The 18084-nt window shown below is 49.5% G+C and carries 18 protein-coding genes; 4 read left to right on the forward strand and 14 right to left on the reverse strand.

Annotated features, from left to right (window positions below; genetic code table 11):
* Positions 1-34: 34 nt before the first annotated feature.
* The 3 genes from ACOQOZ_RS06185 to ACOQOZ_RS06195 form a co-directional block, all read right to left on the reverse strand.
* Positions 35-1546: a hypothetical protein gene (locus ACOQOZ_RS06185; protein ID WP_420591402.1), complete on the reverse strand. Its 1512-nt coding sequence runs from the start codon at positions 1544-1546 to the stop codon at positions 35-37.
* 145 nt (positions 1547-1691) lie between these two features.
* Positions 1692-2453, reverse strand: coding sequence for a substrate-binding periplasmic protein (locus ACOQOZ_RS06190; RefSeq protein WP_420591403.1), 762 nt, complete (start codon positions 2451-2453; stop codon positions 1692-1694).
* Between the two features lie 117 nt (positions 2454-2570).
* Positions 2571-4043, reverse strand: coding sequence for a PLP-dependent aminotransferase family protein (locus tag ACOQOZ_RS06195; protein WP_420591404.1), 1473 nt, complete (start codon positions 4041-4043; stop codon positions 2571-2573).
* A 222-nt stretch (positions 4044-4265) separates the two neighbouring features.
* On the opposite strand from ACOQOZ_RS06195, the gene ACOQOZ_RS06200 reads away from it, so the two are divergent.
* Together ACOQOZ_RS06200 and ACOQOZ_RS06205 are read left to right on the forward strand one after the other, a co-directional pair.
* Entirely contained in the window at positions 4266-5210 is a 945-nt protein-coding gene (locus tag ACOQOZ_RS06200; protein ID WP_420591405.1) for a DMT family transporter, read from the forward strand.
* A gap of 321 nt (positions 5211-5531) precedes the next feature.
* Positions 5532-6587 carry a hypothetical protein gene (locus tag ACOQOZ_RS06205; RefSeq protein WP_420591406.1) on the forward strand — a complete coding sequence of 352 codons (1056 nt, stop codon included), beginning with the start codon at positions 5532-5534 and terminating at the stop codon, positions 6585-6587.
* A 74-nt stretch (positions 6588-6661) separates the two neighbouring features.
* Here ACOQOZ_RS06205 and ACOQOZ_RS06210 read toward each other — a convergent pair whose 3' ends face one another.
* The 10 genes from ACOQOZ_RS06210 to ccmA form a co-directional block, all read right to left on the reverse strand.
* Complete coding sequence (locus tag ACOQOZ_RS06210; protein ID WP_420591407.1) at positions 6662-7255, reverse strand: acyl-CoA thioesterase; 594 nt, start codon at positions 7253-7255, stop codon at positions 6662-6664.
* A gap of 337 nt (positions 7256-7592) precedes the next feature.
* A complete protein-coding gene (gene ccmI / locus ACOQOZ_RS06215) occupies positions 7593-8810 on the reverse strand; it encodes a c-type cytochrome biogenesis protein CcmI (protein ID WP_420591408.1) in 1218 nt (405 codons plus the stop codon).
* On the reverse strand, positions 8807-9289 hold the full coding sequence (locus ACOQOZ_RS06220; RefSeq protein WP_420591409.1) for a cytochrome c-type biogenesis protein: 483 nt from the start codon (positions 9287-9289) through the stop codon (positions 8807-8809). The genes ccmI and ACOQOZ_RS06220 overlap by 4 nt, the downstream gene beginning before the upstream one ends.
* Before the next feature lie 9 nt (positions 9290-9298).
* Positions 9299-9820 (reverse strand): DsbE family thiol:disulfide interchange protein, encoded by a 522-nt coding sequence (locus ACOQOZ_RS06225; RefSeq protein WP_420591410.1) that lies wholly within the window; start codon positions 9818-9820, stop codon positions 9299-9301.
* A complete protein-coding gene (locus ACOQOZ_RS06230) occupies positions 9817-11829 on the reverse strand; it encodes a heme lyase CcmF/NrfE family subunit (RefSeq protein ID WP_420591411.1) in 2013 nt (670 codons plus the stop codon). Before ACOQOZ_RS06230 ends, ACOQOZ_RS06225 begins: the two co-directional genes overlap by 4 nt.
* Before the next feature lie 9 nt (positions 11830-11838).
* Positions 11839-12300, reverse strand: a complete 462-nt coding sequence (gene ccmE / locus ACOQOZ_RS06235) for a cytochrome c maturation protein CcmE (RefSeq protein WP_420591412.1) — start codon at positions 12298-12300, stop codon at positions 11839-11841.
* Positions 12284-12505: a heme exporter protein CcmD gene (gene ccmD / locus ACOQOZ_RS06240; protein WP_420591413.1), complete on the reverse strand. Its 222-nt coding sequence runs from the start codon at positions 12503-12505 to the stop codon at positions 12284-12286. Before ccmD ends, ccmE begins: the two co-directional genes overlap by 17 nt.
* Positions 12505-13251 carry a heme ABC transporter permease gene (locus tag ACOQOZ_RS06245; RefSeq protein ID WP_420591414.1) on the reverse strand — a complete coding sequence of 249 codons (747 nt, stop codon included), beginning with the start codon at positions 13249-13251 and terminating at the stop codon, positions 12505-12507. Before ACOQOZ_RS06245 ends, ccmD begins: the two co-directional genes overlap by 1 nt.
* A 23-nt stretch (positions 13252-13274) precedes the next feature.
* A complete protein-coding gene (ccmB, locus tag ACOQOZ_RS06250; RefSeq protein WP_420591415.1) occupies positions 13275-13943 on the reverse strand; it encodes a heme exporter protein CcmB in 669 nt (222 codons plus the stop codon).
* Positions 13944-13966: 23 nt separating this feature from the next.
* Positions 13967-14620 (reverse strand): cytochrome c biogenesis heme-transporting ATPase CcmA, encoded by a 654-nt coding sequence (gene ccmA / locus ACOQOZ_RS06255; RefSeq protein WP_420591416.1) that lies wholly within the window; start codon positions 14618-14620, stop codon positions 13967-13969.
* A gap of 159 nt (positions 14621-14779) precedes the next feature.
* Between ccmA and ACOQOZ_RS06260 the strand changes: the two genes are divergently transcribed.
* A complete protein-coding gene (locus tag ACOQOZ_RS06260) occupies positions 14780-16795 on the forward strand; it encodes a flagellar hook-length control protein FliK (protein WP_420591417.1) in 2016 nt (671 codons plus the stop codon).
* A 9-nt stretch (positions 16796-16804) separates the two neighbouring features.
* Positions 16805-17116, forward strand: a complete 312-nt coding sequence (locus tag ACOQOZ_RS06265) for an EscU/YscU/HrcU family type III secretion system export apparatus switch protein (RefSeq protein WP_420591418.1) — start codon at positions 16805-16807, stop codon at positions 17114-17116.
* Between the two features lie 62 nt (positions 17117-17178).
* On the opposite strand, the gene ACOQOZ_RS06270 is transcribed toward ACOQOZ_RS06265, so the two are convergent.
* A complete protein-coding gene (locus ACOQOZ_RS06270) occupies positions 17179-17859 on the reverse strand; it encodes a TetR/AcrR family transcriptional regulator (protein ID WP_420591419.1) in 681 nt (226 codons plus the stop codon).
* Between the last annotated feature and the right edge of the window lie 225 nt (positions 17860-18084).

Consider the following 18084-nt stretch of genomic DNA (forward strand, 5'->3'; position numbering starts at 1 on the left):
GGCGCTTTTTTTATATCTTTTTACTAAAGAGGGATTACGGCATTTTCAGCGTTAAACCAATTCCCGCCTGAGCTGTTTTTTCCTGAGTAAAAGATTTATCGGCAAACAACTGAATACCCACCCACTTCGACAAGCTGATATCCAGGCCACCACCTAAACGTGCCACCAGAAAATCACGGGCAAAATCCTCGTCTTCATCTCCGGCTTTTTCCGGGAAGTTATGGATAAAGCGCTCGCCATCTTCGCTGGCATATTCGTGATAACCAACACCCAGTTGCATATTAACAAAAGGTACAAACGCCACTTTTCCGTAAATATGCAGAGGCTGGCCTTTCCCAACATTCGTCAACTGTAAGCCGAGGTTATACAAAATGTCGCCACTGTATTTGCCTTTCGCCTGAGCAACCATAATACCCGGACCATGGCGCAGCCATTTATTCATAAATAAATAATTGATTCGTGCCTGATGCAGGCCATCAAACTCACTGCCCGCCAGCGTCTCAACCTCATCAGGCACGTAGGAATAACCGTATTTAATTTCCAGGCGACTACCACTGCTGAACTGGTCTGCCAGCTGTTGCAAATCGCGCAGATCCTGAGTGCTGTAAAAGCGGAAATAGTCATCGATATCAGCTCCAGGCTTGAGACTGTAACTGCGGTCTTCACTTTGTGTGCGGCCATCGCGGAACGTTGCTACCACGCTAATACCTCCATCACAACGTTCAATGGTAAAGCTCTCACCAGCTTTACGACGTTTACCGTCGACCATCAGTTGAACCTGCTTAGGCTTATTTGTGCCGAGCTGCATCACCGGTAAGCGATAATCATCCAGGTCGACTTGAACCTTTTCGTCGCTATGGCTATCCAGAGTTACTTCTCCGGACACCTCACAGAAACCCGGTGTTATTACACGATATTGATATTCGCCAACCGGCAGATAACGCTCTTCACCCGACTGAATTGTTTTGCCTGCCAGATAAATTTTGCTGCGTTTGTTATTCACCCGGATCACAACTGCCTGCGGATATAAACCGGAACGTTCGTCCGTAAGCGTTTTAACCTGACGCTGAAGCGTCTTTTGCCAACCACGCGGAAATTCAGAAGAGAATAAAATACCAAATAAGCGGATTTGTTTAAGATCTTCTAACCACTTATCCAGCGTTTTAATTCTGGGGCGAACATTTTCTGGCAAATTAGAAATTTTGTAATTGCGCGACTGCTGATAATAATTCTTCGCTGATACCAGCAGTTCCGCTTTATTAACGTACGCACAGAACTGGCCATTTTCCTGCTTTACTTTTACGTCGGTCAATTTGAGATTGGTACTCACCTGTTGCTTCAGCTGATCATTGCGACTGGCCATTTCAATACCAAACAATGTCAGGCTGGTAGCTCCCTGACTGGCTTCAGAAATGACATCACTCACCAAAGCAACTGCCAGGTTGGTCATTGCCTCGTCGCGGCTGGCGCCACATTCATGGAAATCATATTGCTTTGCCTGGGCGATCAGCGGCAGCAGCAATAACAAGAGAATAATCGGTCGCATAATATACATCCGTGAAATAAGTGGCCCGAAGCGGGAATATTGCGCAGACAGTATAGAGTGGCGCCTCAGATATCCAAGTGGCATCCGGCAAAATATTGATCTGACGATCGCTGAATCGATCGTTTGCAACTTGCCTGAAGCACAATCAGTGCTCTGCAATCAACTGCGAAGATTCAAATTGCTGAATATGTTGGCGAATCAGCCGCTGTACTTCGGTGCTGGCTAACCACGCATTGAGCTGTGGTAACAGCGCGGCATATTGGCTTTTGTGACTAAAGGCCAGATACAGGCCCGCACTATTGAGATTGCGACTGGCAACAACGACCTGCTCGGCAGGCTGTCCCATTTTGCGTGCAACATCGACTCCCTGATACAGAGTGGCGATAACATAATCCACCCGCCCGGCGGACAACATACGAAATGCCTGTTTCAGATCCGGTAGCCGGGTAACGTTGAGGTTTTCTTCGATATAACGGTCAAGCTCCCCTCCCCAACTGTCGCCAATGGTAGTGGCTCCCGCTCCCTGAACCAGACTCTGCCAGTTGTTATAGGGAAAAGGCCGAACATTCGACTGAAACAAACCAACGTACTCCTGGGCAAACGCTTCGCTATAGCTGAGAAATTGTTGCCGTTCTTGTGTTTTATACACTCCACATAAAACATCCAGCTTGCCATTTTCTGCCGCGACCAGAGCACGCTTCCAGGGCATTACCAGGGCTTCAGCGCTGAGCTCTTGCAGTTGGGCAAACTGGGTAATCAACTTATGGCATAAACCTTCCACCCTGCCCTGATGATGCACTGAAAACGGTGCTGCGTTGGCCGGTGAACCGTAATACAAAGGACGTGCCTGGGAGTTTAATGTCGCAAGCACAAAGCCGATTAAAAAAAGAGGTTTAACAAAATTCAAAAAGAGTAACTCGCCAGTCCATGCCTAATCCATTCACTGACGCAGTATAAGTGACTCATCAATGAGATATCAGACATTAAGCCAGTTACTCAGTAATAAACCAACCTTGCGGACAATTTAAAGCGATGCCGGGAGTTTTTTAATCTGATCGGCAACCAACTTCCCCAGTTTTTTGATGGCCTGATCGATTTCTTCCGTCCACGGAACGGCAGTGCTAAGGCGCAGATAATTGGAAAAATGTTCGGTATTGGAGAATAAATCCCCCGGCACAACAATAATCGAGTGCTCCAGCGCCTGATAATGCAGATCCATTGCACTGACCCCAGGTGGCAAACTTAACCACAAAATAAAACCACCGGCAGGCTCATTAATTTTTGTGCCCTCGGGAAAATACTGACGAATCGCCTGCACAAAGCGTTGCATATTAGCCGCTGCTTTTGCCCGGAACTGACGTAAATGACGGTCATAATGACCATTTTGCAAATACGATAACATCGCATACTGTGACAAACTGGCGGCTGAAAACGTGGTAAAAGTCTGGCGTTCCATCACTTTTTTCCGCCATCTTCCGGGCACACACCAGCCAACGCGTAAACCTGCCGCGACGGTTTTAGAAAAAGACGAGCAATACAACACCCATCCTTCTTTGTCGTGCGTTTTCAGTACCGAATTTAACGGTTGAAAATGGCTTCGTGGGGTAGGAAAACCGATATCGCCATAAATATCATCCTCAATCACTGGTACCTGATACTCACTGGCTAATGCCACTAACTGTTTCTGATTGGCCGTGGGAATACTTGAACCCGTAGGATTGGAATAACGACTGCTTACTTCAATCGCTTTAATCGGCCATTGCTGCAACGCCAGCTTTAATGCGTCAATACTGATGCCTTGTTGTGGGTCCGTGGGAATTTCAATGATTTTTAACCCGAGCATGTTGGCAATCTGCAGGAAGCCGTAATAACACGGAGACTCCACCGCAACCAGATCTCCCGGTTCTGTTACTGCCCGGAGGCAGAGTGTCAGTGCTTCGGCGCAGCCGTGCGTTACAACAATATCGTCAGCCGTACTGCGCACACCCACATCACGCATACGCACTGCGATTTGTGACCGCAGGTCTTCCAGCCCGGGGGAAAACATATAATCCAGCACATCGGCCGCCTGGAAACGGCTGACCTTCTGAATATGGGTTTGCAACGCACGTTGTGGCAGCCAGCTGATATGGGGAATCGCCGCGCCGAGATTAACCGTGGCCGGGCGATTTATCTGAGCCAGCATCTGGTTAATAAACTCTGCCTTGGTTACATCTCTTGGCTCGTCCCCCTGGGAAAGTGGCGGCACATTCGAGAAATCCGGAGCAGTATCCGAGCGAACGAAGTACCCGGATTGTGGCTTAGCGGTAATCCAGCCCTGATCTTCCAGCCAGGCATAGGCCTGAGTCACGGTAGAAATACTGACACCACGCTGACCGGCCAGCTTACGCACACTGGGCACCTTACTCCCGGCGGCATAAACGCCCACCCGGATATCATCGGCGACCTGGTCGGCAAGTTGTATATATAAAGGCTGATCAGCCTGACGCTGTAACATGGCTCTTTCCTGTCTGAGCTAACAATATTCAGGTCGGATATCTTAGCCAGAAAACTGTACTGGCGATCAGTACAGTTTAATCCATCTTAACCAGTACAGTTGCATAAAATGACAGAACTGTACTGCTGTTTCTCCACGACTGTGCTGCTGCCGCAAGATCCCGGACTGCCGCACACTGTGCCTCGTTGTTCTGACCATTGTTACAGACCAGAGGAGGCTCTTATGAACAATACAAGCTTATTGAACAGTATTCGCTTACCACATCTGCCAACCCGCGGCTGTGATAAAAAAGCCAGCGCCGCCAGTCAGGCAGTATTTGCGGTTGTCGTATTCTCACTGACAGTTCCAGCAACCCAGATGGCATTAGCGGCATTCAGCCCGGAGTTTATAGCCGCCAGTCGAGCTATGATCGCAGGTGTATTAGCCTGGTTTGTTGTACACATTAATGGCTGGAATTTCCCGGAAAAGCGTGTGATTCCCTGGCTGCTTCTGGCCGGTATTGGCGTAATTGCGGGCTTTCCTTACGCTCTCAGCATCAGCCTGACACACATTCCGGCAGCCGATATGGGCGTCGTGTTAGCCGGTCTGCCACTGATGACATCGCTATTAGCCAGTGTGATTCATAGCGAACGTCACGGTATTCAATTCTGGACGTTATCGGCTTTGGGATGTGGTTTATTGGCACTGTATGTAGTTACCAATCTGGGCCAGCTTCCTCAGTTTGAAGCGCAACATCTTGGTTTGTTGTTGCTGACATTAGCGCTGGGTGGCATCGGCTACAGTGCCGGAGCGAAAGCTGCAAAAGTCATTGGTGGCTGGCAAACCATTTGCTGGACTCTGGTGATTTACCTACCGCTGTCGGCATTAGCCTGGGGCTATAGCTGGGCCTTAGAAGCTGAGCAATTACGTCGCCCGATGGATTGGCAGCCTTTGGCCGCACTAATTTACCTGGCACTGTTCAGTCAGCTATGGGGGTTTAAATTCTGGTATCAGGCATTAGCACAAGCCGGTGTTGGCCGTATCAGTCAGCTACAACTACTGCAGCCATTCTTTACCCTGGCATTTATCAGCCTGATGCTGCAGCAGTCGATAACCGCCATTCAGATCGTGTTTTGTTTGTTAATTGTGTTAACGGTGATGGCCTCTATGCGTGTTGCCAGACCATAAAGAAAATTTCGAATAAGGCATTAAGAAATACAGCAGTGAATAGCATTACATCGCTGTTCGCTGCTGTTATCATTTTATCTCTTCTGATTTCCCGGTTTTTGGACGCTTTCGGTTCTGCCGTTGAATACCCTTTCCTGCATCATTAATAAGCCAATCGTATACTTCGGGTTTATTAACGCTGGCTGAACAGGTCAAATCAAAATTAATTAAAACCCCAGCAGTTCGCAAAAATAATAATCCGGTCAAAAATCCAATCAAATCGACTTTGTGTCCTCAGTGAGTCGCACTATTATGAGAATGAACATTTACAAGGACTAAAAAATGTTACTCAACATCTCCCGCTCATTGCTACTTATCTGCTGCGCACTGATACTGCCCTCACATGCTGGTAATTTCCTGCCGGGAACCTTTCCGGATTACTCCACGCTTAATTTTGTTCCTTATACCGAAGGAAAACTGCCAGCCGACTCGTATCAGACATTACCTTCGGAAATGCGAAGGAAAATAAAAGTTTACGCCATAAAATTACCTGATATCGAAGATGGTATGGACTTTACTCTTAACAGCATCGCAATAGACGACGAGATTTTTGCTGCGACGGTAACGATTCTTGATGAGGATTTTATTCCGATCGATTTCAGCGGGATCGGTGATAATTTATCGGTATGTGATAAGCGTATCGAACATCACATGGAGCTATCTGTCAGAGCCCGTTATATGATTATTGCCCCTTCCGGCTACGTCTATGCTGATTCTAAAGGCAGCATCTGCACCAGCTGGGTTATCGACAGAAGAGTCATTGTCCTCCCTGTACCAACCTACAAATCCATTAAACTCACAGGCACCGATCAGAGTGCTCTGGATATCAGCCTCAGCAAGCCATGGTTCACCAGGAACCGAATATTCTGGCACACAGAAATAGAATCACCTGGCAGGCACCTGAGTGGAAGCAGAAACGACCGACAGCCCGAGGTTCCATCCAGTGTTAACACCTTCTTAGGTGTGGATGCCCCTGTTAACGAACACTGGTTCGTCAAATTTAAAGCCGGTGCGCGTGTAACACTGCTGAATAACCAAAGTCACAAAGGTTTTATACTGAATACCGGTTTAGGTTACCGTCTGGATAAAAACTGGCACCTGATTTCGTCGCTGAATTTCGACATTAAGCGCAAGCAACGATATTTTAAATCCGACTATAACGGACCAAACTTTATTCATTACAAAAATACAGTGGGACTGAATTTCAGTACGGAATACCACATCAACAGAAACTGGCATGCAGAGGCCGCTCTGAACCTGACAGAACTGGAAACCAAACAAGGGGTAAAAGTTCCGGCAAACAGTATCAAGCTGGGACTGAGTTATTACTTTAACTAATGACACACCCCATAAAAAAACGCGGCGCCTGGTAACAGATCGCCGCGTTTTTTATTAAATAGCTTGAGGATAAATCAGGCGCTTTTCTTAAGCAGATCCTTCTCTTGCTTTACGTTGGCCAGGTTCGGGTTATCAGAGTACGCGCGCTTAGCGATCGACATTTTTTGCCATTGCTCCATATGCTCAGGCAGTGGCTCTTCCGGGCTTCCGATATTCAGCTGAGTTGCAACAGCAGACGGTGAAGCCAGTTTACCGCGTTGCATAAATACAGCTTTCACCAGCCCATAAGCGTGGATCTTGCCATCGGCAATAAAGCGCTGCTCGATGTAGAAATACTTGTCGTCCCAGCCAACATAGCGGGTTTCGACTTCGAACGTCTTAAACAGTCGAATTTCGCGAATGTAACCCATCTCGATACCAGCAACGATAAAGTTAAGCTTACTGCCCAACATTTTATCCCAGCTTGCGGTCTGTACCGGGTGATCCCAACGAGCACGTTCCATAAACACCATATAGCGGGCGTTATTAATGTGCATATTAAAGTCGATGTCACGCAAGCCAACACGGAAGGTGCGTTTGGTGCTTTCAAAGAAGTTTTTCGGGCGGAAGTCCGCGCGTTTCTTATTCTTCTTATTCAGATAAATCGAACGAATAATTTCACTGATCATGGGTCAATCTTCGCAGTTAATAACACTGTTGGTTGAGAATTGGCGCGCAGTGTACAGATTTCGAACCGGGTGTCACCCTTGACAAAGCATTTGCTCGGTCAATGGCTACAAAAAGGTCATATATGACAGGGAAATTGGCTGAATCAGACCGCTTATCACAACTTTCCGTAACGTGTATTCGTTTCAAGAAAACGGAACTCGCTGGCGGCAAACATCAATACAAAACTTCCCATACAGTCGTATATCGGCGCTATGACAACGGAGAAGATGCTCCCCATCCATTTATGACAGGCATAAAAAAGCCCTCCAAAGAGGGCTTCGTATGCAACAAGAGAATTTAATTCACCTGCTCGCTGATCACTAACTTAACCAGCTCGGACTCCGCGTTACTCACCGGCGATTTTTCAATCTGCCAATCTCCGGGCTGGGCAATCGGGTTACCAGATTTCGACAACCGTGCGACCAGCGTTAGCTGTTCATAGTTGCTGATGCTCATACCGGCCATCATGGCCTGAGCATCCGATAACGTCACTACCTGAGGTAAATCTGCCACGGTCATTTTCTGCGCGGCTAACGGCACCTTAGGACCTGAAGCAGCACGTGCCAGTACAAACACCGCATCCGTTGAATTAGCAGCTTGTTTGGCTGCCTCCGAGATATCAACCAGCACTTTAATTTCCGCACGCTGCAGGAAGCTCAGATCCGCCTGCTCCCCCTGTTCTTCGAGCTTAGCTGCAGCCCGGCGAATCCCCTGCTCCAGATAGGCCGCTTCCTGACCAGCAGGCAGGCCCATCCATAAACTGCGCCAATGGGCAATTGCTTGCTGATAGTACTGCAATTCGAAGGCAAAAATACCGGCCAGTCCCATTGCCTGGCGGTTATCCGGCATGATTTCCAGCGCCTGCTGAACCAGCTGATAATTCTGTTCATCGGCCTTTTGGTCTGCCGCAAAAAAACGCGCCTGCGCCAACATCGTCATGGTCGTTGCACGATCGACTTTTGCTTCTTCAGGCAATGCCACCAGAATATCGGCAAATACATCAGCCGCCTGAGCAAAGTCACCGGAAGCATTCAGCAGTCGCCCGCGTAAATATTTCCATTCAACTTCCTGTGGGTGATTGTCAGCTGCCATTTCTAAGCGCTGCACCAACTCCTGATTTTCCAGCACACTCAGTTCAGCAGTCGAACTCTTACGTAACAATTCGGTGGCACGTAACTCATTCGACGCCCCCCAGGTCTGGTACAAAAGGAGCGTGGCAGCAATCGCTGCAACAAATAACGATAGCGACAGAACCCAACGGCTTTTGCTGCTGGCATCACCTTCCAGTTGTTGCTCCGCGGCCTCACTGGCCAGAAATTCGCGATCGAGCTCAAGCTGCAAAGCAGTACGGGTCTCATCGTCTAAGTCAGTACTTGCTAACTCAGTACAACGTTCCTGATATAAACGCAGGTTTTCTTCGCTCTGGCTCACTACCTGAACATCCTGTTTATAAAAAACCGGTTTAATCAGCAGGGCCAACAATGGCAATAACAGCAGAATAATTGCCCAAATCATAATTTCTGACCTTTTTCTTCACTGACTGCAGCAGCTTTTAATTTTTCCAGCCGCGCTTTTTCTTCATCACTTAAAGGTTTGCTGCCACCCGATTTATGACCACGACGAATCAGTACAATAATCAATAAACCAAAACCGAAAATAATCGCAGGCCCGTACCACAGCAATAAGGTATTGGCGCGAACCGGCGGGTTATAACGAACAAAATCACCGTAGCGATCTACCATATAGCCAACCACTTCATCATCGCTTTTACCCTGCTGCAACAACTCGTAAACCTTGTCACGCATATCCCGGGCAACCGGCGCATTGGAATCCGCCAGATTCTGGTTCTGACATTTCGGGCAGCGCAGGTCTTCAGCTAACTGATTAAAACGTTCAGTATCCTGCTGGTTATCAAACGGGTATTTATGGCCTTCGACGACCGCAAAACTCAACGCGCTCAGAAATAACGAACAACACAAAAACAACACTTTCATATCGCTCTCCTATTGCATCGCATCAAACTTGGGTTTCAGTTTTTGCCACACCCGCGGATTTAAATCGCCAATGTGTTTCGCCCGGATAATCCCTTCACTGTCCACCAGGAAGGTCTCCGGCGCGCCATAGACCCCTAAATCCAGACCAAGCTTGCCGTCCGGGTCAGACACATTAAATTCATAAGGGTTGCCATAAGCTGCGAGCCATTGCTTGGCTTTAAAGTCGTCGTCTTTGTAATTCACACCAATAATGCGAATCCCCTGACTTGCCAGCGTGTTCAGAAACTCATGTTCGGCTTTACAGGTCGGGCACCAGGTTGCCCAGACATTCACCAGCATCGGCTGACCGTTAAGACTGGTAGCCGAAATTTCGGCACCACTTTCCAGAGCCTTGGTAGCAAATTCCGGAAACGGCTTACCAATTAACGGCGAAGGCAAAACGTCTTTATCTTCTTTACCCAGGCCGATCCAGAACAGAACGCCCATGGCGATAAAAATCCCCAGGGGAATAAATAACAAGGCGCGATTCATGCGTTCTGCTCCTGTAACTCGGCGGATTTATCATCAGCGGCACTCACTTGCTTCTGCTGACGACGGCCTTTTTTCAGACGATAACGTTTATCCATAATGGCCATCAGTCCACCCAGCGACATAAAGATGGCTCCCAGCCAAACCCAGCGCATAAAAGGTTTTACCTGTAACCGCATGCCCCAGGCACCATTTTGCAACGGCTCCCCCATGGAGACATACACATCGCGCCAAAGATTCACATCGATTTCAGCTTCTGTCATGACGGTGCCACGAGCGGTGTAACGACGTTTTTCCGGAGTCATCGTATCGACCAACTTGTCGCCATCGTAAACCTTAAAACGGGTTGCCTGAGAGGTGTAGTTTGGCCCCTGAATCTGGCCACTTTCGACGAACTCAAAACGATAGCCGGCAAATTCCGCGGACTCACCCGGAGACAAGCGCACCGATTTTTCGACACTGTAATTGGCAACCAGAGTGACACCAATCACACTGATACCAACACCGATATGCGCAACTACCATCCCCAGGTAGCTCAGACCTAATTTTGGAATACGGGAAATCTGACCGCGGGATTTTTTCCAGACATCCCATTTGGTGGCAGCAATGACCCAGAGCGCAACCGCCATTCCCATCACTACCTGCCAGTTCATGTCGCTGGCCATCAGTAATGGCGTGGCAAATGCCAGTAACACAGCAATAACAAAGGCGGCCGTTAATTCTTTGCGTAAACGTTGCAGACTGTCAGCCTTCCAGCGCGACATAGCGCCAAGGCCAATCAGGAAACTCAGCAGCACCGATAACGGCACAAACATGGTGTTGAACCAAGCAGCGCCTACTGAAATTTTCCCCATACCCATAAAGTCGATAATCAGCGGATAAAGCGTGCCTAATAAAATTGCAAAAGCCGCTACCAACAGCACCAGGTTATTCGCCAACAAAGCACTCTCACGTGAAATCCATTGATAACGACCCACAGAAGCAACGGTTGGTGCTTTTAGCGCGTATAACAACAATGAACCGCCAACACAGATTCCCAGCAGTGCGAGAATAAACACACCCCGTTCCGGATCGGACGCAAATGCGTGCACCGAAGTTAATACTCCGGAACGCACCAGGAACGTCCCTAATAAACTCAGCGAGAAAGCAAAAATGGCTAATAACACGGTCCAGCTTTTGAACAGACCGCGCTTTTCAGTTACTGCCAGCGAGTGAATTAATGCTGTCGCCACTAGCCACGGCATAAGCGACGCATTTTCAACCGGGTCCCAGAACCACCAGCCGCCCCAGCCAAGCTCGTAATACGCCCACCAGCTACCGAGCGCGATCCCCAGAGTCAGGAAGATCCAGGCAGCCACCGTCCACGGACGAGACCAACGCGCCCAGGCAGCATCCAGACGACCGCCCATTAGCGCCGCCAGAGCAAAAGCAAAAGCGACCGACAGACCGACATAACCCATATACAGAGTTGGCGGATGTACGATCAGACCAAAATCCTGTAACAGCGGATTCAGATCGCCACCTTCACGCGGCGGTGACGGCAGAATACGTTCGAACGGATTGGAGGTTTCCAGCGTAAACAGGATAAAACCAACTGAAATCATGCCCATGATCGACAATACCCGGGCGACCATATCTAACGGCAGAGATTTACTGAACCAGGCAACCGCCAGGCCCCAACAACCTAACATCGCAACCCATAACAACAACGAACCTTCGTGGGCGCCCCACACGGCACTGACCTTGTAGGCCGTTGGTAATGCAGTATTGGAGTTTGCAGCGACGTAGGCCACAGAGAAGTCATCGATCACAAAGCTGTAGGTCAGAGCCACCAGGCTCACCACCAGAAACAACGCCTGTCCGGTGGCTAACGGTCGGGCATAGGCCATCAGCCACTCGCGCCGGGCAGTCACACCAACCAACGGTACGATTACCTGAAATACAGCAACTACTAAGGCCAGAATTAACGCAAGTTGGCCAAACTCAGGAGCAATAGCCTGAAACTCTGTCATGGGAATGCCTTATTCACGAGCCGAATTAATTGCCTGCACACCATCAACGTGTGCTTTTTCCAGGGCTTCCTTGACCTCAGGTGGCATGTAGTTTTCATCGTGCTTAGCCAGCACTTCGGAAGCCTGGAATACGCCTTGCTCATCGAGCTTGCCCAGCGCCACAATGCCCTGCCCCTCACGGAACAAGTCCGGCAGAATGCCTTCGTAAAAAATCGGTACTTCGGCGGCACCATCCGTCACTTTGAATAAAACTCCCAGACCGTCTTCTTCCCGTTCTACCGAGCCTTCAACAACCAGGCCACCAGCACGCATGGTACGGCCTACAGGCGCTTCACCATTGGCGATCTGAGTAGGCGTCAAAAACAAATTGATATTCTGACTGAGTGAATACATCAGCAGGCCAACGGCACTGCCAATTCCCAATACCATAAAGATAATCAGGGTTAAGCGTTTTTTACGCTGTGGGTGCATCGTTACTCTCCACCTGGCTTTTTTTAGCAGAACGGGCGCGCTCACGGCGTAAACGCTGGCTCTGTTCTTTTATTAATTTACGTCGGGCGATCACGGGCGCCATAACGTTAAACAGAATGATGGCTGCGGTTAAACCGTAAGCCAACCAGACATAAAAACCATGGCCACCCATGGCGATAAATTCAGCAAAACTGTCGAACTGCATCAGGACTCCAGAATCTTCTTAACCCAGCTGCGCTTGCGTTCGTGCAGCAAAATTTCATTACGGGTACGTAACACCACTAGCAGCACAAAAAACGCATACACAGCAACAATCATAATCAGCAGAGGGATTAACATTTCCGTTGCCATACTGGGCTTTTCAGTCAGTGTTATCGTGGCCGGTTGATGCAGCGTGTTCCACCACTCCACCGAGTATTTGATGATCGGAATATTGACCAGCCCCACCAGAGATAAAATCGCTGCGGCCTTATGGCCACTTTCTTCTGATTCCATCGCCTGCTGGATTGCCATCGCGCCAAAATACAAAAACAGCAACAGCAACATCGAGGTTAAACGTGCATCCCAAACCCACCAGGTGCCCCAGGTTGGCTTGCCCCAGATCGCACCGGTCAGCAATGCAATCAGGCAGAAGCTGGCACCAATGGGGGCAATGGTTTTGGCAACCCAGGCCGCCATTTTCATACGCCACACCAGAAACACAGCGCCGGCAACCGCCATCATCATATAAGCGCTCTGGGCCAGAATTGCTGCCGGAACATGGATATAGATAATCCGGAAACTATTGCCCTGCTGATAGTCTGCCGGAGCATAAGCCAGCCCCCAAACCAGGCCAACAGCAGCACCAATAACAGAAACGGCTAACAGCCAAGGAATCCACTTCTCGGTAATTTCATAAAACCACTTGGGCGAACCCAGGCGATGATAAAGACGAACCAGCCACTGCCACATATCTCATCCAATCCGGTAAATCATTAACGCGATAAATTCAGCTTTAATGCCGCCGCCACGGCAAAAGGAGTCAGACACATGGCCAGTGCCAGAATTGCCCCCAGAAAACCAATCTGTCCATTGTAATCCATCCCTATCCCGGCGTGGTAAACCGCACTGGCGGCAAATATCAGCACCGGGATATAAAGCGGCAGGATCAACAGACTCAGTAACAAACCACCACTGCGAACGCCAGCAGTGAGCGCAGCGCCTACAGCGCCTAATAAACTTAATACCGGGGTTCCGATCGCCAGGCTGACCAGCAAAGCAAGGTACGCTTCTTCAGGCAGATTCAGCATCAGCCCCAATACCGGCGCCATGATTGTTAGCGGCAAGCCACTGATGCACCAATGCACCAGTGCTTTGCCCAGCGCCATGGCGTATAACGATTCGCCCGATGCCAGCCACTGCTCCAATGAGCCGTCTTCGACATCGGCCTTAAACAAGGCGTCCAGCGATAACAAGGTAGCTAACAACGCAGCAACCCAGATAACACCACCGGCAATCTTGCCCAAAAATTTCGGATCAGGGTCGACAGCCAACGGAAACAGCGCCGCAACCATCAGAAAAAACATCAACGGATTGAGCCACTCACCCGGATTACGGGCAGCAAGCAGAAAATCACGTTTTACCGTCGCCAGAACCAGGCTCATTGCGGCCACCTGCTTGTCATGAGCTAAATTCTCCCCAATTCCAGCTGACGCAGGGACGCAATGTTTTCCAATGCGTGGTGCGATGTAATAACAACACTTCCCTGGCTCTCCACATGCTGCTGAAGCCGGCCTTCAAGCCAGGCAACGCCAGCTTTGTCCAGAGCGGTAAAAGGTTCATCAAGAATCCACAGCGGCATCGGTCCAACACCACTCTCGGCCAATGCCAGCCTGGCCAGACCAACACGTCGCTGCTGACCAGCCGATAATTGCTGACACGGAGTCTGCTCGTAACCGTAAAGCTGCACTTCATCCAGCGCCTGCCACAAGTCATCTTCCGATACCTGCCAGGCAGCCGTTAACCAACGCAGATTCTCAATTGGGGTCAGGGCTTTTTTAACTGCAGATAAGTGGCCCATGTATAAACGTTGCTGGGCATACTCGCTGTAAACATCAATCAGGTTATTACCCTGCCAGATCAACTCACCGTCATAATCGCGATTGAGCCCGGCCAACAACCGCAGCAAGGTGGTTTTACCGGCACCGTTCGGGCCGACCAGCTGAAGTAATTCACCATTGCCTAATTGCAGATCCAGGCCTTCAAACAGCACACGATCGTCGCGCTCGCAATAGAGCTGACGTGCCTGTAAATCGATGTTGTGGCTGCCTGGGGCGGTCATACAGACCCCTTATTGTTTATGGATAAATTGACTCATTTAACGCCGCTAAAACGCAAAAAAATCAAAGCGGGCGCATTATATACAAATTCGCTCTTTAAGGACGAAGGCGCGCAAACTAACATGGGTAAAGATGAGTAAACCTTGGCCGATGTCAAAATTATGTCCGATGCACTGCCGTTAATTTCACTGAACACCCTGAATGCTGCACGTCTGAGTAGCCTTTCGGAATCCTCGCAGTTACGTACGCAGGAGATCACCGCACGGGTAGTTGATAGTGGAGAGCGCCCGAGTGATGGCCAGTATGAGGTCACACTGGAAGCGGACGGACGACAATTCAAGGTAGTCAGCGATCAACCGTTGCCCAAGGATGCGGAGCTGAAACTGCAGCTGTTAATTGCCAGCCAGAAATCACCAGAGAAGGCACAACCCGATAGCAGCTCCCCGCGCGATGCTGTACGAAGTCAGGCCCAGCAAGCATCCAAAGACACACTGACCAAAGAAACGCTACCGAAAGAAATCGATGCAAAACAAACTGCTGTCAGCGACTCAGCAGCCAGAGAACTTATAAAAGAAACGGTAAAGCAGATTCGGGTGATTGCCATCGACAGCAGCAAAACAGAACAATCCGGCAAAATCACACCGGCATTACACGCCAATCAATCGGCCAAAATCGAAAGCAATCACTCGGAAGCCGATATCGCTGCCAACCTGAAGCGCCTCGCCGCCCTGCTGCAGCAATCCGAGCAAAAAGGTCAACCTCTCAACCTGGCGAAAGACATCAGCACCCAGGACCTGAAACAATGGCTGGCGCAGAAACTGCCACTGATTCTGATTCAACCTGACAGAACCAACACAACCACCGCGCTGTATGAAAAAGGCAACCATACTGCACTGCAATCAGCTGCCAGCACAAGTCTGCAAGACCCGTTAATGGCCACAAATGGGCGTAACACTTCCCTGCTTCGCTTATTGCCAACCATCCAACAACTATTAAATAAACCCGATGTCCCGTCTGCGGTAAAACAACAAATTAACCAATACCTGGCACAACTGACCAGCGCTACAGAGGCGACAGGCAGCCAACAACAAATTAATAACAGCGGTTTGAACTACGAAGCCAAATTAACCAAGTTATTGCTGCAGGTGGCACAAGGTGTTAATCAGCCAACAAAAACGCTTACTGATTCAGGTTCAGCAACTCAAACAACCAACTCTGCGACAAACTCCGCTGCTCCTCAGACAGCGTCCAGCTTGTTCCGGCAACTTTGGCAGCAAGGTAGCGCAACATCTGCACCTTCCACCGCGGCTCCCTTCACCACCGCCGCAACACCTACCTCATCAACACCGGCAGCTTCCCTATCAGAGTCACAGGCTAAAACGGCAGAAGCAGGTACACAGGCATCTCGCGCAGGTATCGATACATCAGGTAACCAGAGCGTCAGCGACCTGCTGGCCGCCACCAAACAAAAGCTGGAATCAGCCCTGGCAACGGCCACCAGCAAGATAACGGGCAACAGTGACAGCACCGTTTTCTCCACCAGCCTCAGCCTGATGTCCGATCAGCTGCAGCAACTGCAAAACAGCGATCAGAAAGCCGTTCTCAGCAAAAGCCTGCAATTGTGGCTGAATCAGATCAACGCAACCCGGGCGGCCAACAACGAACCAGCACAGAATCTGCAACAACTCAGTGCGAACCTGCAAGAACGACTGCCGGAAGGTTTTCGACTATTGCAGGGGGCACTGGCTCAGATTGAACTGGAGCAAAGCCAGCGTTTGCAGCAATCACAAGACCAATGGCAACTGAATATCCCGCTTCTGGTGCGCCAGGACCAACAACTCAGTGAGGTGCGGATGCAGATATTTAAAGAGCAACCAGAGGACGATAAGACTGAGCAGAAGAAGCAAAAGCAGCGCTGGCGCATTCACCTGCATTTCGATCTGAAGCAGCTGGGTCCATTGGATGTTGAAGTTGATATGACCTTACCGAAAATGGCAGCGACATTCTGGTCGACGCAGGCGTCAACATTGGCAGAATTGCAAAAACAGCTTCAGCCATTGCGCAGCAAACTCGCACAGCTGGGCGTTGACGTTGAAACGTTAAATGCCCGACATGGCCTCCTGGCAGAAACCCAACGCAACCATATTCAGACCAGCCTAGTAGATTTACATACCTGAGCCTTAACCATGCAGCATGATTCCAACAATAAAACCTACGGCATTCCCGACTCCCTGTTTAGCGCCAGCGAAGCCATTGCTCTCAGCTATGACGGCCGTTCAGCGCCAACAGTCAGCGCCAAAGGCGAAGACGAGCTGGCTCAGGCAATTATCGGTCTGGCACTGCAACATGAAGTTCCTGTTTACGAAAATGCATCGCTGCTGCGCTGGCTTAGCCAACTGGATCTGGGCGATGAAATCCCCGAAAGCATGTATCAGGTGATTGCGGAAATTCTGGCGTTTGTTTACCAGCTGGAAGGAAAAAAGCCGGATACTGAATGATCCGGCCAGATAAGACATCCGCCTGACTAAGAGACTAACAGGCGAAGGCTAACAGACAGTGGTTAACTGGCGGCAGCCTGTTGTACTCGTGTCTCGAGCGTCGAGCGCAGCGATATCAGCAAACTGCTGACATGAGACGTTACCATGTCCTGAGAAATCAGCTCGGTTTCAGCAACCAAACCTGGCAATGCCTGATAACGATAGGTATCAATCAAGCCGTGTAACGACGCGACCACAAACAGTGTCATTTGCTTCTGACGCGACTCTGGCTGATCCACCAGTTCAGGAATGGCATCCACCAGCAAGGTCTGCGCGTGCTGTTGCCATTCATCAACCAGCCTGCCCAGCTGATGCTGCACTTCCTGATCGGCGAGATCGGATTCTTCCAGGCTTAATAACGGCGGCTGAAACATCAGCTGATAGTAACCCGGAAAACGCTGGGCAAAGGCCACCAGGTTGCTGGCAAAACTCAGCAGTCCCTGTTGCGGGCTGTAACCCACACGCAATTGCTCATTAATATCAAGAAACGCCAATTCAAAACCGCGGCAACGGGTATGAATAAACAGCGACTCTTTATTCGGAAAATAGTTGTAAATGTTACTTGCCGTCATACCCAGCTGTGACGCCAACTTACGCATGGATAAATGATGAAAACCAACTTCCGCCATCACACTGGAAGCGCTATCCATGATTCGTTGACGTTGAGCGACAATTTCTTCCGCAGTGAACGGTTTCTTTGGCATCTCACCTTTCCCCTGTTACAGCTCTGTCAGTAAAACTCACTAAAACAGAACGATATTTTAATTATCTTTACATGCGGCCATAAAACGACCGATTTTTACCAAAAGCAAGTTTCATATCGGCCAAATTGACTCAAAGTTTAGTGAACGACAGGAAAGGCATGGAATAAAAACCGCACCAGAGCTGGCGCGCCTGGAAATGTTAAAAGAAAGTAAAATTTTGAAAAA

Source organism: Bacterioplanoides sp. (genome assembly GCF_965219715.1).
GTDB lineage: Bacteria > Pseudomonadota > Gammaproteobacteria > Pseudomonadales > Oceanobacteraceae > Bacterioplanoides.